The organism is Bifidobacterium scaligerum (assembly GCF_002802865.1).
GTDB classification, from domain to species: Bacteria; Actinomycetota; Actinomycetes; order Actinomycetales; family Bifidobacteriaceae; genus Bifidobacterium; species Bifidobacterium scaligerum.
This window is the reverse complement of record NZ_PGLQ01000001.1, coordinates 597108-613178: the sequence shown is the minus strand read 5'-3', so window position 1 is coordinate 613178 and position 16071 is coordinate 597108. Positions and strand designations below refer to the sequence as shown.

The following is a 16071-nucleotide window of genomic DNA, read 5'->3' as shown; positions in this document are numbered from 1 at the left end:
ACATGGTGATTGGTTCCTTGCATGATCATGCCATGGGGGCGTTACTGGGTCTCGCTATCGGCGATGCGCTCGGCATGCCCACACAGAGCATGTCCCCGGAGACAATTCGTGCAGAATATGGCAATGCGCCTATTCGCACTTTCATAGAGGCATCCGCCCGGCAACCCATTGCTGCGAACATGCAAGCCGGCAGCGTTACCGATGATACTGAGCAGGCGTTGTTGCTGGCCAATCAGCTCATTGACGGCAACGGTGAACTTGACATTCGTCAGTATGCTTGTGCATTGCTGAATTGGGAAGCGGATATGAAAGCCAAGGGCTCACTGGATTTGCTGGGCCCCTCTACCAAACGAGCTCTTGAACAGTTCCAAGCTGGTGTCGCAGTAGAGCAAACCGGTATTCTCGGCACCACCAACGGCGGTGCTATGCGTGCATGCCCTATTGGCATTGCCAATAGACCCGGGCCGCATCTGGCGGAAATCGCGCGGCGATCCTCTATCGTGACGCATAACACCAGACAAGGGCTTGAGTCCACCATGCTGGTCGCTGCGGCTGTCAGTTATGGCATCAATGGGGCGGCTCCGGTGGAAGCTTTGCTTCTGGCCTGCAATTTTGTGACTGCATACTTAGCTATGAGACAGTTCGAGGGGCTTGATGCAGGCCATTGGTCCGCAAAAGCATCGGTGATTGCTCGTGCGCGGTGGGCCATCAATTGGGCGCGAGATCATACAGGCGATAACGCCGCTGACCTCTACGATCATGATATGTTCGCCCAGCATCTGCGTGATCTAATCGGCACCAGTGTAGAGGCCAATGAATCCGTACCTGCTGCATGCGCAATTATTGCCCGATATGCTGAGCGTCCGTATGATGCTCTGGTCGTGGCCGCTAACTTAGGCGGCGACACTGACACCATTGCCGCTATCAGCGGTGCAATTCTTGGCGCGTGCCATGGAGCCGGCGCCTTACCCACTGATTTGGCTCGCACAGTGGAAGAAGTGAACGGTTTGGATCTTGCCGCTGTGGCCGAACGACTGCTGGAGCTGTCCGAAAGGGATGAGTATGAGCGGTGACAATCCTGCCACAGGGCGAGTCATCAGTCTAGGTCAGATGCTTGTTGACCTGACCATGCGCATCGACCGCGTGCCGGAGCCTGGAGGTGATGCCTTCGCCGATGAAGCCGTGGCCCGAGTAGGATCCAGTTTCAATATCCTGCATGCTGTGCGTCAAATGGGCGTCGCAGCGGCGCACGGTGGTATCATCGGCACTGGTCCATGGGCTACGCAGATTAGGAATGCATTGGCCGACGACGGTATCGCGCATATCGGACTGACTGATTCAACTCGTGATTCCGGTATTTGCATGGCCATGACCGATGCGCGCGCTGAGCGTACGTTCGTAACAGTGCGAGGCGCTGAGACCCAGGGTGATGAACGATGCTTCAATGGCATCGAACCAGCCGACACAGACATCGTTCATATTAACGGTTACACGTTTGCGCATCCCACCTCGCGAGGATTGCTCGCTTTCCTCGAACGGTACACTTCCCATCGATTCACCACCGTATTCGATCCATCTTCGGTGGCAGCGGGAGCGGAAGACCGGCTGTTGAATGCCATTATTGTCCATCGTCCTATATGGTCCTGCAACTATGAGGAAGGGCTGGCACTGGGACGTCGTCTAGGATTGTCCGGCGCGATTCTGCGAGATGCCGAAACCGTTTGCACTGCGCTCAGTGAACGATTGAATGCCCCAGTGATTCTTCGTGCTGGAGCTTCGGGCGCATGGCTGAGTGCCGCAGCGGGGGAGTGTGCGCGATTGGTGCCGTCCCATCATGTGCATGCCGTCGATACTAACGGAGCAGGCGATTGCCATGTAGGGGTGATGAGCGCAGAACTCATTCGCGGCGCTTCACTCTATGAAGCGGTACGCATAGCCAACGTTGCTGCTGCAATTTCCGTCACGCGATCCGGACCCGCGACATGTCCATCGCGGCAAGAAATCGAACCATTCTTGTGACGAGGTTATGCGTGTTTACACGCTTGTTATTGAACTTATATTGAACTAGGCGTATGCTTTGAACCGAAGTTCAACGCAAGGAATTGAACTTCGGTTGGAGGCACAATATGAGCGCATCAGTATTCGCGGAACGCCTGCGCAATGCGATGAACAGCCGTGGGTTAAAGCAGGTTGATCTTGTTCGCGCGGCTGAGCATAGCGGCGTGAAAATGGGGAAAAGTCACATCAGCCAATACGTATCCGGCAAAACCGTACCGCGCGAGGATGTGCTTTTGTTTCTTGCCGGGGAATTAGATGTAGACGCGAGCTGGCTGCGTGGCGAGGAATCCTCTCCTCGATTGCTGCATGATGCGCCACTTGTCGGGCGTGACAACGATGTCACCACTAATCGTGACAACGATATCATCACAACAAATAACAATACAAGAACTGAGGCGTTGAAATTGAACCATAATGAACTTTCTGATACTCGCCCTTTGGAAACGGAAATCCCTTCAAGTCGCCGCCGTACATTCGGTAAGTCACATAAGCTTGACAATGTTTTGTATGATGTGCGAGGTCCGGTGGTGGACGAGGCGGCCCGTATGGAGGCGGACGGCACACATATTCTGAAATTGAACATTGGCAACCCTGCGCCGTTCGGTTTCCGTACACCGGATGAAGTCGTTTACGATATGGCGCATCAGTTGACTGATACTGAAGGATATTCGCCGTCCAAGGGACTGTTCTCCGCACGCAAGGCCATCATGCAGTATGCGCAGCTCAAGAACCTGCCGAATGTCACCATCGACGACATTTACACCGGAAACGGTGTCAGTGAGCTCATTAATTTGTGTATGTCTGCGTTGCTGGATGATGGCGATGAAGTGCTCATTCCCAGCCCCGACTATCCGCTATGGACTGCCTGTGTGAATCTGGCCGGCGGCACTGCCGTACATTACGTATGTGATGAGCAGTCCGAATGGTATCCGGATCTTGACGACATTCGCGCCAAGATCACCGACCGTACGGTGGCCATTGTGCTTATCAACCCGAACAACCCTACCGGCGCACTGTACCCGAAAGAAGTGCTGCAGGAGATCGTGGATATCGCACGCGAGCACCAGCTCATGATTTTCTCTGACGAGATCTACGATCGTCTGGTCATGGATGGGCTCACCCACACGTCCATTGCGTCGCTTGCTCCTGATTTGTTCTGCGTGACGTTCTCCGGCCTGTCCAAATCGCATATGATCGCCGGCTACCGTGTGGGCTGGATGGTGCTTTCCGGCAACAAGCGCATCGCCAAGGACTATATCGAAGGCCTCAACATGTTGGCGAATATGCGTATCTGTTCGAATGTGCCTGCGCAGTCCATCGTGCAAACGGCACTCGGCGGCCATCAGTCCGTCAACGACTACATCGTGCCCGGAGGCCGTCTATATGAGCAGCGCGAATACATTTACAACGCCATCAACTCGATTCCGGGGCTCACCGCTGTTAAGCCGAAAGCCGCTTTCTACATCTTCCCGAAGATCGACGTGAAAAAGTTCAATATCCGCGATGACGAGCAGTTCGCCCTTGACCTGCTCCACGACGAGCGTATCCTTATCACCCGCGGTGGAGGCTTCAACTGGGGCGAGCCGGATCACTTCCGTATTGTTTACCTGCCCCGTATCGAGGTACTTAAGGACGCCACCGCCAAGATTGCGAACTTCTTCAGCTACTATTGGCAGGCTTGAGTTAGGTTTGGCTCCCCTCGGAGAGGGAGCCAAACCTAACCTGCAGTTGTTAAATTGTCTGCTTAACGGCTTGGCCCAGCAACTGAAGACCCGCTCTCAGCGGGACTCATCATTACCTCGCAGCTGTCGCTGCTCAGCCTCGCCTACAGACGGTCCACCGGACCATCTGCTTAACGGCTTGGCCCAGCAATTACGGACTCGCCTTCCGGCGAGTCTCAACATTACCTTCGCTCGGCTCTCACCTCGCTCAGGCCGTCACTACGGACAGTCCAGTGGAACTATGGAATCATTGCAATAACAGTGGTTCCATAGTTTCATGCAGTCTTGAATGATTGCTAAACTTGTTGCTATGAAACCATTCCAAACAATGCATAACAAAAGAATACAATGGTGTTGTAAATGGAAACAAGACGGCGCATGGCGTTATGTTTACGATGATAACAAAAAGCGTTGTATAGAAAAACAACTCGCACGAGTGGCAAAACTGGGCAAAATCAGTGTTGATGAACCAGTAGTTAAGAAACCAGTACCGGTAAAAAAACCAGTACATACCATTGATTTTGTGTTTTATGAGCGGTTGGAATCAATGGATAAAAAGCATGAAATTAGTGAAAAACATTATAAGAACACTAACAACATGTATAAGAAACACATAAAACCATATTTATCAGATATGGATATCAGTGTTGATTCAAAAACTTTAAACAAGTATTTCAATGAATTAGAAACAACTGATAGTAATAAGAACAAGATTTATAAGTTATTACATGCACTATTTGAATATTCAATTAAGAACGGTTATATCCAGTTCAATCCTACAAACAGTGTTAACAAGCCAGCATATAATAACAAAACTCGTGCATTGGAAATAGATAAGACAAATCAGATAATACTAACATTAAAAGGTATCATCAATATGCTGTCTTACGAGCAATGTAAATACCATGAATACTACAACATGTTTTTATTGCTCACATTAGGATTAAGAGCCAGTGAGCTAATAGGATTAACACAAGAATCATTGAATTATGCTGATAGTAGTTTAACAGTATCAACACAATTAAGAAAAGAAAACGGCGCTTACTATTTGAAATTAGGAACAAAAGGTAAGCTAACAGATTTTCATTCAAGAACAATACCAATTGGCAGGCAGTACAAACAAGCAATACTTGATGAAACCAATAAACATAAAAACGCGGTTTCACTACCTGTTAAATTGAATGATGAATACATGAAAAATGAAACAAGGCATGCACTGTTCATCAAGAATAACAAACCGTTTGATTATAACAATCTAACTTACATATGGAAAAGAATACAAGATGAATACCATCGAATTATGCTACATGATGATACTAAACCAACATACATAAGATTGCATGCATTTAGACACATGGCAGCTACACAATTAGCAGAACAAGGCGAAAACATTCAAATAGCACAAGCAATCCTTGGACATATGAACCCGTCCATGACCGAATACTATACGCACTTAACAGCGTCCATGATGAAAGCAACGGCGGAACGATTTGAAAACAACATGCTACACGAAATGACAAGTTTGAACTATGGCATAGAACAAGCAATGAACATAGATACCATGTTAAACGAACAAAAAGGGGTCATAGAACGGCGTTCACACACTGACACGACTAATGACATGGATTGATAAAGAAAAGGCCAGCATGGGCGCTTACAGGCTTTTTTGAAACGGCCGCGTAAAGGTCCATGCTGGTCCTACTGTTCTTGAATGATGAATGCTAACAACACTGTTAACCACTAACACATAACTATATATATATCTATAAGTAATAAAAGGTCTACCAACAGCGTCTTATTCTTGTTGGATTTACACGCTATCAATGATTGCATTGATACAGTTTATTTTTAATGGACGGCTCCGCCTTGTACCTCTACACGCCTGGCTGATTTTAACAACCGTCCTACTTACAACCAACACATATACCACCATCGACCATCCGATTGATTGCAAGCCCCCGCGTTTCGGATTACCACTAACAAGAACAGATACAAACAAACTATTCAATGCCAGTTTCTAACAGGCTGATTCAAACGCTGTAATCATATGAGCTACTTTTAAGACAATCGTCCGCTTTTACAGGCATCCATTACAATTCTTGAACCATTCAAAATCCTACGCCTATCAATCAAACAATTGTTAGAATTAATTGTTTGTATCAATGACTTGCATTCAGTTTTCGCACTGATGTGAAAAACAGCCTGAACTTACTTTTATGGGATTTGTCAGGGATTCACCAATTAAACCTGTTCTATAAAACAAGAACTCCGGCGTGCTCCACCATTGCTATGAAATTATACTAACAACTTAAAACAGGCCTCTTCAATAACAGTATAAACCATTATCTTAATCCGACCAGTCCAATTCAATGGACGCCGTTGTTTCAAGTTGTAATCAATAATATCACATTCAAACATATTTATGAAAATGAATTATCAGCAGGTTATCTATCAAACACTGTTTTTGGTTCAAAAATAGCACTATCAAAAGTTTACAACATTTGATAGATAGATAAAAGACAATATTTAATCATAAAACACATGATTTTACAGAAAAATCTTTATTTTTTTCAAAAATATCAAAAATGTATGGATTTTGATTGATATTTAATAATTGAAACTTAAACACAACTTTAAGGGGGTTTATATGAAATATGGATATATAAGAGTTTCAACTAACAAACAAACAAAATATGGTTATTCACTTGATTATCAAAAGGACGCTGTTATAAAGGCAGGCGCTGAACATGTGTTAGCAGATGAATCAGTGAGTGGTAAAAACATGCAACGCCCCGGTTTCAACACATTACAGATTGCATTACACCCGGGGGACACCGTTATTGTTCACTCACTCGACCGTTTAGGTAGAAACTTTAAAGACATAGTGAACATAACTGATGATTGGAATAAAAGGGATATAACGCTCATAGCTCTTAAAGAGGGCGTTGACACCAGCACACAGGTTGGAATCACTTACTTACAAATCATGGCATCAATAGCCCAACTTGAACGACGCATGATTATTGAACGAACAGAAGCAGGCCGTAAAAAAGCCCATGAACAAGGTAAGACAACCAACCGCCCACCAACATGGACTGACAAGGACGCATTGAAAGCATTGGATTATAGAGAAAACAAGGATTTTGATATCTGTGATCTATGTATCAAGTTCAAAAAATCAGAAGCAACGATTTTCAGAATGCTACGCCGTGCAAGAGAAATCAAACATGAAAACACAACCAATGACAAAAAGGACAAACAAAAATGAGAAACAAAAAAGAAAAGTCCACAAATGTAGACAAACCATCACAAATGGTAAGTGCAACACTGTTAGCTCAAACATTCAATGCTGACTATGAATTAATGCTAACAGCAATCGAGTACTACCCCAACCGAACAAAACCAACATGGCAGAAACTGATTTACGAGGGGGCTACAAACGGTTTAACAGCTAATCAAGTGTTAGAACAAATCATTACAAAAGGTCAACCAATGGGATTGATAAAGAGAAAATAAAAGGCGGTATGCATGAAAAAGAAAAAGATACTAACACTAACAATTGCATTCATTGCAACACTGACCGTGCTCACAACGGCGCTGTTCATAGAAACCAATCATGCCATTGCTAATGGCATATGCAATAACATAACTGATTGCAATGGTTTCTATTATGACTTGAACGGGGTCAGATACAACGCGGATGGAATGAAACAGATTGCAGATGATATCAGTAAGAATGGTAATAAAAGCGAATGGTATGAAACCATATTGAATAACAGTGGCGGTGGTAAAGTTCTTATAGATAACAAACAATACGCTGTATCAATGCCATATGGATTGAACACTGATGATAAAGCAAGCGACCCCAGTAAGAAAACAGCACTGACATTTGAAATATATTCATATTCAAACAATCCTGAACTGTTCGCAATTGATACGACAAAAACAGCATTGTCAACATGGCGTGATTCTGAATTAAGAAAGAAAGTCAACATCGAGGTTTTTAACAAACTACCAGTCGACTTACAAAAGAACATAATACCAACCGTTGGAATGAGAAACACAATATACCAATCAGCTAATTGCAACATGGTCGGCGTATATTGCAATCCACTTGAATCGGATATAAACAACACGGCAACCATTGACAAGATTCACATATCAACATATTCATACCAACAAGGTAAATACCTGGGCGGTTATTACATATTCAACATGTGATTATGGGAATAAAACTCACATCATGCCAGTTGAATAATGTAGCACAAAAAATCATGCACAAGATTTATACGCACGATTAAAAACATGCTAACATTGAAAACAACTACGAACGAATAAACACAAGAGAACGGATTAAGTTATGTTAGAAAACAAACACTTAAATGATAATGAAAACGACCAGTACGATGATGTCATTCAAACCATCATTGACAATAATGAGGGATGGAATGATAGCATACCAGCTGATGAATCAGATTTGTCATGGTTTGAAACCAGTACCATCAAGGAACTAATGGAATGGATGAGTGATGAAATCAACATCTACTATGAAAACATTGATGAATATGATGAACCTGATGATGATGAATTAGAACAATACAAACAAGCCACTAAGTTTCTTGAAAATCTATATACAAGAATCAAAAACGAGCTTACAAACAATGTTCAAACATCCAATTATTATGGATTCAATGACAAAAAAGAGTTTGATGAATTAAGTCAAGTGATGGAATCTTACGACTGGATTACTATCAAATAGCTATATGGGATTCGACCTTTTCAGATGTCAACTATGATGTCAACTCGAATGTCATATTAGATGTCATGCAATAGTGATGTATGAATAAGTAAGAAACCGCTTTAAAAGTGGTTTCTTATTTTTATATCCACAAAAAAGCCAAACAAACAAACCAATAAATAGAATAGATGAATTACATAAACAGCAGTGAATAAAAATGCTAACAATGACAGGCATTGAACGCACTTATATTAACTACTGGATAGCTTTAAGAACGCAGCGGCGAAAAACGCCCTACCACTCTCGCAACTATTACATTCATCACCGTAATTTATGATGGTTGTGTTTGAATCGTGTGCTGAAAATGCTGGACGCGTGTCATTTTATCTTTTTATTTTTCTTTTTTCAATTTATTGAAAACGGGTTGCAATAAAACCATGCACACATGATATTACAAAAGTAAGTGAAGGAATATATACTAACAACTTATAAGTTTCTCTATACAACAAACAGTTTCAGTAATTGATACCAACCCCCGGCGTTCAAACCGGGGGTTCATTCATACACGGTCCTAAAACTCACAAAAAGGGGTCATAGAACGCCGTTCATGTAAAACAGGTATCATTTCATGCTCATGCTAACAGGGGCACCAGTGGCCGTTTGAATAAGTTTTTGAAAAACCATGCAATGATTAACAGGGGGCATGCAATAAAACAATGCTCACATGATATTAAATAATTGTAATGACTTGTACCCCTAATCAAATCATTATGTATGTCTTATATTGGCTTGATATAATTAAAAACAAACAAAATGAAACCACGGCCTCGACCCCGTGGTTTTACTTTATCTGATATCTGATATTCAAATAATGTAAATTGAAAACTCATAAATATTTCTTCTATGAATGAACCCCCGGTTTTAACGCCGGGGGTTCATTTTATGTGTTCATGTATAGTAGCCCACAAACCCCGTTTTTCTTGATTTTCATCGGCGTGTTCGCTTATATGCACTGATAAACCAGCTATAATAAACGACATCGATTTTAAGAACAAGAATGGTTGCTAAATATGGTTGCTACTTAAAACATCCTTGAAAACCGTTGGAATTATTGATAATCAAAATCCCAGTGGACTGTCCGCTTAACGCTCCGGCCATACCTCTTCCGCGATGGAACGGACTAGGGCGATCTTGGCCCATTGCTGGTCTTCGGTCAGGTGATTGCCCTCCTCGGTAGAAGCGAAACCGCACTGCGTGGACAGGCACAGACGCTCCAACGGCACGTATTGTGCGGCTTCGGCGATACGCGCCTTGATGGTCTCGGGATCCTCAAGCTCCGGCTTCTTCGAGGTAATAAGGCCCAACACCACCTTCTTATCCCCGGATACTTTGGCCAATGGCTCGAAATCACCGGAACGGTCATCGTCGAATTCCAGATAGTAAGCAGACACGTTCTCTTCGCCGAAGAGCACATCCGCCACTTGGCCGTAACCGCCGGCGGAGAACCATTGCGACTGGTAGTTGCCGCGGCAGATATGAGTGGTGACTACCATGTCCTCTGGCATGGCGGCGATTACCGCGTTGTTCACGGCCGCGTACTGACGTTGCACGGTCTTGGCATCCACACCGAACACGGTGTCCTTGAAGTCCTCGGACACGAACGCGCCCCACGTGCAGTCATCGAACTGCAGTGTACGGCAGCCGGCTGCGTACAGGTCATGTGCCACTTGGATGTAGGCGTCGGCAATGGCCCGAGCGAGTGCATCGTTGTCCGCATACGGGTTTGCAGCATCCTCGGCTATGCCCTGCTGGAGTACGAATAGCGTCTGGGCAGGGGAGGGCACGGTCTGCTTGGCAATGGTGTTCTCATCCTCCAAGGCCTTGACAAAGCGGTAATGCTCTACAAACGGGTGGTTCTCGCCGCCGATTTCACCGACCACGCCGGCAGCTTCGACCACGGCGGTGCCGTCCGAACCCTTGAATTGGATGGGCGCGGTGCCACGGCGGACGCCCTGCAGACCCCACATGAAATCGAGATGCCAGTAAGCACGGCGAAACTCGCCGTCCGTGATCACATGCAGGCCGGCGGACTTCTGCTTGGCCACCAGCTCGGTGATGGCCTTATCCTCGACGGCCTTAAGCGCTGCCTCATCGATACGACCGGCCTCGAAGTCGGCACGTGCGGCCTTGAGCTCAGCCGGACGCAGATAGCTGCCGACCACATCCGCGCGGAACGGGGCGTTATGCTGATAGGTCATGTAATGTGCTCCTTTATCTGTGCGCAACATGCTGTACGCACGATGGTGGCGCGCGATGCAGTATGCCAGCGATTGCGGTATCAGCGTCGGTCGCAGACACGCAATCCTTGCGCGGGGCGAACAAACGCATACGTTGCGTACCTTAGCAGCGTATCGGGTGACTATTTGCCACCATCTCACTGGATGTAACGGGCCGGCTCCACTGTTGAACGTTTGCTTTCGATGATGCTTTCCAGACTATGCCCGACGCTTATATCGTACGGTGCGATTCAGGCATTTGACCCGATTTCGGCCGGCTCATACGCTGAAACCAGATATCAGGACGGTTGAGGAAAAGGAGAAGTCACCATGTCTGATAATCAAAAACAGGGATCCGAATCGTTGTTCGCTGACACCACGCTCGCAGCCAGCGATCCTGAATTAGTCGAGTTCTTCGGCAATTTCGTCGATGATGAGGTGCGGTACGAGCCGGGCGCAAACCATCCGGATATGGACGAACGGACCCGTTGGATGGCGATTCTCGCTGCACTGTTAGGTTGTCAAGGACATGAAGCATTTGCCTTGATGACGCCCAAGGCGTTGGACGCCGGTCTGACCCCGGTCCAGCTCAAGGAAATCGTCTATCAAGCTACCGCCTACCTCGGTTTCGGACGAGTATTGCCGTTCCTCGGCATCGTCAATCATCTCCTTGCCGATCGCGGAGTGAATCTGCCGTTGGAACGCCAGTCCACTACCACACCAGAGACACGTGCCGCCGCCGGTGAACAATCACAAATTGACATCTTCGGCGCGCATATGCGTGGATTCGCGCAGACCGGCCCGGAAGAGACCCGACACATCAATAAATGGCTGGCCGATAACTGCTTTGGTGATTACTACACGCGCGGAGGACTCGATGTACGCCAGCGCGAGATGATTACATTATGCTTCCTCGCTGCACAGGGCGGCTGCGAGCCGCAACTGACCGCCCATGCAGGTGCTAATCTGCGTGTGGGCAATGAGCAGCGATTTCTTATTGCCGTTGTTTCCCAGTGCATGCCTTACCTCGGATATCCGCGTACGCTGAACGCCATTCGTTGCATTAGCGAGGCTGCCGCCAAAGCTGCGTGAGATTTCAATTATTGAATATATATGGAGATGGCTCCCCTCGCTGAAGGGGAGCCAGTACACTAACAGAACTTCTGCTCACGTTGCGTTCGAATCAGTGAATCACCGACACCGATTACCACGCCGATAGCTGCAGGCGTCAGCCAACCGAGTTCTTTACTTTGCAGTGGCAACAGGTTCAATGCAGACTCCAGCCATGGCAGAGAACCGCCAAACACAGTGACCAGCGATGCTGCACATCCGGCAAACGCTACAAGGCCGACCAGCAGCACGGTCCAGAAATACACGCGCGGGAATCGTGTTGTGAATACCCGATGTGTCAGGGCGAGCAGTACCAGCACGATCGCCATCGGATACAGTGCCGAAAGTACCGGCACGGACACCTTGATGATGAGGCTCAACCCAGCGTTCGATACTACGAAACTGAACATCGTGAATATCAGCTGCCAGGTTCGGTAACTCACCATACGTCCTGCCACGGTGGGGAACTTGGTGTGGAAGTACGTGGCACACGTGCAGATCAGACCCGTACACACGTTGAGACAGGCGATGACAAACACCACGCCCAGAAATGCCGTACCTTCTGCGCCAAATACTGACGACGTGAGATTAGTCAAGACGGTCGCGCCCGTATCGCTTTCCGGATCGATGATTGCGATGGAACCAGATACCACGCCCACATAGCTCAGCACTCCGTAAATAAGAATAAGCAATATGCCGGTGCCTAGGCCCGCGAATGCGGTTTCGCGTTGCACCTGTGGTTCATCTTCGATGCGTAATGCACGAACATTTGCGGAAATCACGATGCCAAAGTACAAAGCCGCCAGTAAATCCATGGTTTGGTAGCCATCTAAGAATCCGCGTGCCATTTGGCTCGATTGATAGTTGCCTGCAGGAATGGCAGCATGATCAATACCGTGTACCAGACAAGCTACGAACAATATCGCAATAAGGGTCAGTAGCAATGGCCCCATGAACCGGCCTAATACCTTGGATAATTTTTCGGGATGCTGGGCAAATATAAACGACAATGCAAAAAACAATAGGGAATAGATGAGCTGTGCGAACCATATGGAGCCATTTGGCGCAAACGGTGCCACCATCATTTCGAATGAGGTGGTGGCTGTGCGCGGAATGGCGAAACAAGGACCAATGGTCAGAATGATGGCGATCCCTAGCAGAAGTGCGAATCTGGGGGAGACGCGGCCAGCCAGCTTATCGAAGCCGCCGGCAAAAGTAACGGACAATACCCCCAAAATCGGCAGACCGACTGCAGAGACGATGAAGCCGATAGCGGCTGGGATTGTAGCCATTCCAGCCTGCGCTCCCACAAATGGTGGGAAGATGAGATTGCCTGCACCGAAAAACATTGAGAAGAATGTGAATGTCATCAATAGACGTTGGTGTACGGTCAAATGCTTAATCGGATTAGGCGAGTTAGACATGGCGCGATCGTTCTTTCATCGTATTGTATGGAACCAGTCGCGAACGTACCAGCTTCAGATGGTTCCGGTCAAGATATTCCGGTTTCCGCGGTCTCTCCGGACTCACGTTGTGGTCATTCCCTACTTGCGTACAGACATTGCGATCATGGAACATCACACGCATCTGAAACCCCGTCATGGATACAATGCGGGGTAAATGCCTATCCATGAAATGTCAGGAGGAGTTGGGGATGCCTGTTATTTCACGCCGTGCACAAGATGCGCTGTATCCCAGCGTACGTGAGATGTTCGAATTGGCGGCCGGGGTGCCGGATGTGATTTCGTTTGCTGTGGGGGAGCCAGGATTCGATACGCCAAGACCGATGATCGATGCGGCGTATCAGGCGGCGATTCATGGGGATACGCACTACACTCCCAATCGCGGTACATTGGCGCTGCGCGAGGCCTGGTGCCGGTATCGCAACGTTCAAGACGACACCGACTACGATCCGGACAGCGAGATCATCGTGACTGCCGGTGGCATGGAGGCCGTATATCTGGCCATGATCTCCACATTGGATGCCGGAGACGACATTCTTATTTCTGACCCGGGTTATGCGAACTATTTCGGTCAGGCACAAATGACACAAACGAACGTCGTCCCGGTGCCTCTGTATGAAGACAACGGATTCCGCATGCGAGCCGCGGATGTTGAGGCGTCGATTACGCCACGAACCAAGGCATTGCTGCTTAACTCGCCGTCGAATCCCACTGGAGCCATCATCGGCCCCGATGAACTGGCCGCCATTGCCGACGTGGCGCGCCGGCATGATCTATGGGTGATCAGCGACGAGGTGTATCGGGCGTTCGTATACGATGACCATGTGCACTGTCTGTCCATATCCGCGATGCCGGGAATGAAGGAGCGCACGGTCGTTGTCGACTCATTCTCCAAGACCTTCGCCATGACCGGTTGGCGTATCGGGTGCGCGTTCGGACCGAAATCCATCATCGATCAGATGACAGTGATGCAGGAGAACGTGGTTTCCTGCGTGCCGGGTGCGCTGCAGCAGGGTGCCGTGGCTGCTCTAGATGGGTCTGCCGATATTCTGTCTACGATGAAGGCGGCCTACCGGGCGAATCGAGACACGGTGGCGCAAGCGGTGGCCGGTATGCCGTTGGTAAGCTGCGATGTGCCGGATGGTGCGTTCTACATTCTCGTCAATGTCGCGGCCACCGGCATGAACGATCGTGATTTCGCCATTCGATTGCTGAATGAGGCCCATGTGGTGGTGACGCCCGCCTCCGGTTTTGGCTCGCGCGGGCGTGGCTATGTGCGGCTTTCGTACGTCGGCACGTCCGAGGATACGGCCGAGGGACTGCGCCGTATGAAGGCATGGTTGGAAAGACTATAACCTTTCCTGTCCTATATTCAGGGGAGTTGAGTGCGAGCAACGAGAAGCCCATGTCAGCAGGGTTTCTCTTGTACGCAAGCCGGGTACGCGAAAAGGGTTCCCAACCATAATCCACTATGGTTGGGAACCCTTTTCGAAACTCACTGATATGCCGTAAGACACATCAGCTCAAATCAGTCTCAGGCATTCACGCGATCGATGCCGGACTGCACGTCAGCCAGCACGGAATCCCAGGACTTGATGAAGGCGGCGACACCGTCGGCCTCCAGCTTGTCGGTGACGTCCTTGAGGTTGATACCGAGCTCAGCCAGCTTGTTGATGATGGCGTGGGACTCTTCGTAAGTGCCCTCGATGGACGGAGCGCCGTTGCCGTGGTCAGCCAGAGCGTTCAGGGTCTTCTCCGGCATGGTGTTGACGATGTGCGGAGCAACCAGCTCGTCAACGTACTTGCAATCGGAGTAAGCCGGGTTCTTGGTACCGGTGGAAGCCCACAGCGGACGCTGAACCTTGGCGCCCTTGGCGGCCAGCTCGGCCCAACGCGGATCCTCGGCGAACTTCTTCTCGAACAGCTCGTAAGCCAGGCGAGCGTTGGCCACAGCAGCCTTACCCTCCAGAGCCTTGGCTTCGTCGGAGCCGTTGGCTTCCAGCAGCTTGTCCACAGCAGTGTCCACGCGGGAGACGAAGAAGGAAGCGACGGAGCCGATGTGCTTCAGGTCGTGGCCGTTAGCAGCAGCCTGAGCGATGCCCTCGATGTAAGCGTCGATGACCTGCTCGTAACGTTCGAGAGAGAAGATCAGGGTGACGTTCACGGAGATGCCCTTGGCCAAGGTGGCGGTGATGGCCGGCAGACCTTCGAGGGTCGCCGGGATCTTGATCATGGCGTTCGGACGGTTGACCTTCTCCCAGAGCTCAACAGCCTGCTTCTCGGTGGCTTCGGTCTCGTGGGCCAGACGCGGGTCGACTTCGATGGAAACGCGGCCGTCGACGAAGTCGGTCTTCTCGGCGATCTCACGGAAGATGTCGGTGGCGTTGCGCACATCGGTGGTGGTGAGCTCGCGAACAGCGGTCTCAACGTCAACCTTGCCGAGCTCCTTGAGCTGAGCATCGTACGGGCCGACCTGGCTCAGGGCCTTCTGGAAGATGGACGGGTTGGTGGTGACGCCGACCACGTTCTTGTTGGCGATCAGGTCCTGCAGGGAGCCGGACTCGATGCGGGAGCGGGACAGATCGTCCAGCCAGATGGAAACGCCGTTGTCGGACGTACGCTGAGTTGCTTCAGTCATATTTTTCTCCTTGTTATTGGCTCCCCTCCCTGAAGAGGGGGAGCCGAAATACTTATTTGTTCAAGCT

At 48.6% G+C, this 16071-nt stretch carries 13 protein-coding genes; 10 read left to right on the top strand and 3 right to left on the bottom strand.

Annotated features, from left to right (window positions below; translation table 11 throughout):
* Positions 1-2: 2 nt before the first annotated feature.
* The 8 genes from CUU80_RS02685 to CUU80_RS02650 all read left to right on the top strand — a co-directional run bounded on the left by CUU80_RS02685 (position 3) and on the right by CUU80_RS02650 (position 8538).
* Entirely contained in the window at positions 3-1073 is a 1071-nt protein-coding gene (locus CUU80_RS02685) for an ADP-ribosylglycohydrolase family protein (RefSeq protein WP_100495818.1), read from the top strand.
* Positions 1063-2019, top strand: coding sequence for a PfkB family carbohydrate kinase (locus tag CUU80_RS02680; protein WP_100495817.1), 957 nt, complete (start codon positions 1063-1065; stop codon positions 2017-2019). Before CUU80_RS02685 ends, CUU80_RS02680 begins: the two co-directional genes overlap by 11 nt.
* A 107-nt stretch (positions 2020-2126) precedes the next feature.
* Positions 2127-3740 (top strand): aminotransferase class I/II-fold pyridoxal phosphate-dependent enzyme, encoded by a 1614-nt coding sequence (locus CUU80_RS02675; protein ID WP_100495816.1) that lies wholly within the window; start codon positions 2127-2129, stop codon positions 3738-3740.
* Between the two features lie 328 nt (positions 3741-4068).
* On the top strand, positions 4069-5409 hold the full coding sequence (locus CUU80_RS02670) for a tyrosine-type recombinase/integrase (RefSeq protein WP_100495815.1): 1341 nt from the start codon (positions 4069-4071) through the stop codon (positions 5407-5409).
* Positions 5410-6426: 1017 nt separating this feature from the next.
* Complete coding sequence (locus CUU80_RS02665) at positions 6427-7047, top strand: recombinase family protein (protein WP_100495814.1); 621 nt, start codon at positions 6427-6429, stop codon at positions 7045-7047.
* Complete coding sequence (locus CUU80_RS02660) at positions 7044-7295, top strand: hypothetical protein (RefSeq protein WP_034534821.1); 252 nt, start codon at positions 7044-7046, stop codon at positions 7293-7295. The genes CUU80_RS02665 and CUU80_RS02660 overlap by 4 nt, the downstream gene beginning before the upstream one ends.
* A 12-nt stretch (positions 7296-7307) precedes the next feature.
* A complete protein-coding gene (locus CUU80_RS02655; RefSeq protein WP_100495813.1) occupies positions 7308-8000 on the top strand; it encodes a hypothetical protein in 693 nt (230 codons plus the stop codon).
* Between the two features lie 139 nt (positions 8001-8139).
* Positions 8140-8538 carry a hypothetical protein gene (locus tag CUU80_RS02650; RefSeq protein ID WP_033889589.1) on the top strand — a complete coding sequence of 133 codons (399 nt, stop codon included), beginning with the start codon at positions 8140-8142 and terminating at the stop codon, positions 8536-8538.
* Positions 8539-9659: 1121 nt separating this feature from the next.
* Here CUU80_RS02650 and CUU80_RS02645 read toward each other — a convergent pair.
* Positions 9660-10775: a 5-methyltetrahydropteroyltriglutamate--homocysteine S-methyltransferase gene (locus CUU80_RS02645; RefSeq protein WP_100495812.1), complete on the bottom strand. Its 1116-nt coding sequence runs from the start codon at positions 10773-10775 to the stop codon at positions 9660-9662.
* 348 nt (positions 10776-11123) lie between these two features.
* On the opposite strand from CUU80_RS02645, the gene CUU80_RS02640 reads away from it, so the two are divergent.
* Complete coding sequence (locus CUU80_RS02640; protein WP_100495811.1) at positions 11124-11885, top strand: carboxymuconolactone decarboxylase family protein; 762 nt, start codon at positions 11124-11126, stop codon at positions 11883-11885.
* A gap of 59 nt (positions 11886-11944) precedes the next feature.
* Here CUU80_RS02640 and brnQ read toward each other — a convergent pair whose 3' ends face one another.
* Complete coding sequence (brnQ, locus tag CUU80_RS02635) at positions 11945-13327, bottom strand: branched-chain amino acid transport system II carrier protein (protein ID WP_243388603.1); 1383 nt, start codon at positions 13325-13327, stop codon at positions 11945-11947.
* Positions 13328-13557: 230 nt separating this feature from the next.
* Here brnQ and CUU80_RS02630 point away from each other — a divergent pair, with 230 nt between their 5' ends.
* Positions 13558-14721 (top strand): pyridoxal phosphate-dependent aminotransferase, encoded by a 1164-nt coding sequence (locus CUU80_RS02630; protein ID WP_165775797.1) that lies wholly within the window; start codon positions 13558-13560, stop codon positions 14719-14721.
* Between the two features lie 179 nt (positions 14722-14900).
* Here the strand turns inward: CUU80_RS02630 and tal are convergent, their stop codons facing one another.
* Positions 14901-16004: a transaldolase gene (gene tal / locus CUU80_RS02625; protein ID WP_094729408.1), complete on the bottom strand. Its 1104-nt coding sequence runs from the start codon at positions 16002-16004 to the stop codon at positions 14901-14903.
* Between the last annotated feature and the right edge of the window lie 67 nt (positions 16005-16071).

Excerpts from the sequence above, each read along its gene's own strand:
- CUU80_RS02685 (WP_100495818.1), top strand. The coding sequence starts at position 3 with ATGGTGATTGGTTCCTTGCATGATCATGCCATGGGGGCGTTACTGGGT.
- CUU80_RS02680 (WP_100495817.1), top strand. The coding sequence starts at position 1,063 with ATGAGCGGTGACAATCCTGCCACAGGGCGAGTCATCAGTCTAGGTCAG.
- CUU80_RS02675 (WP_100495816.1), top strand. The coding sequence starts at position 2,127 with ATGAGCGCATCAGTATTCGCGGAACGCCTGCGCAATGCGATGAACAGC.
- CUU80_RS02670 (WP_100495815.1), top strand. The coding sequence starts at position 4,069 with ATGATTGCTAAACTTGTTGCTATGAAACCATTCCAAACAATGCATAAC.
- CUU80_RS02665 (WP_100495814.1), top strand. The coding sequence starts at position 6,427 with ATGAAATATGGATATATAAGAGTTTCAACTAACAAACAAACAAAATAT.
- CUU80_RS02660 (WP_034534821.1), top strand. The coding sequence starts at position 7,044 with ATGAGAAACAAAAAAGAAAAGTCCACAAATGTAGACAAACCATCACAA.
- CUU80_RS02655 (WP_100495813.1), top strand. The coding sequence starts at position 7,308 with ATGAAAAAGAAAAAGATACTAACACTAACAATTGCATTCATTGCAACA.
- CUU80_RS02650 (WP_033889589.1), top strand. The coding sequence starts at position 8,140 with ATGTTAGAAAACAAACACTTAAATGATAATGAAAACGACCAGTACGAT.
- CUU80_RS02645 (WP_100495812.1), bottom strand. The coding sequence starts at position 10,775 with ATGACCTATCAGCATAACGCCCCGTTCCGCGCGGATGTGGTCGGCAGC.
- CUU80_RS02640 (WP_100495811.1), top strand. The coding sequence starts at position 11,124 with ATGTCTGATAATCAAAAACAGGGATCCGAATCGTTGTTCGCTGACACC.
- brnQ (WP_243388603.1), bottom strand. The coding sequence starts at position 13,327 with ATGTCTAACTCGCCTAATCCGATTAAGCATTTGACCGTACACCAACGT.
- CUU80_RS02630 (WP_165775797.1), top strand. The coding sequence starts at position 13,558 with ATGCCTGTTATTTCACGCCGTGCACAAGATGCGCTGTATCCCAGCGTA.
- tal (WP_094729408.1), bottom strand. The coding sequence starts at position 16,004 with ATGACTGAAGCAACTCAGCGTACGTCCGACAACGGCGTTTCCATCTGG.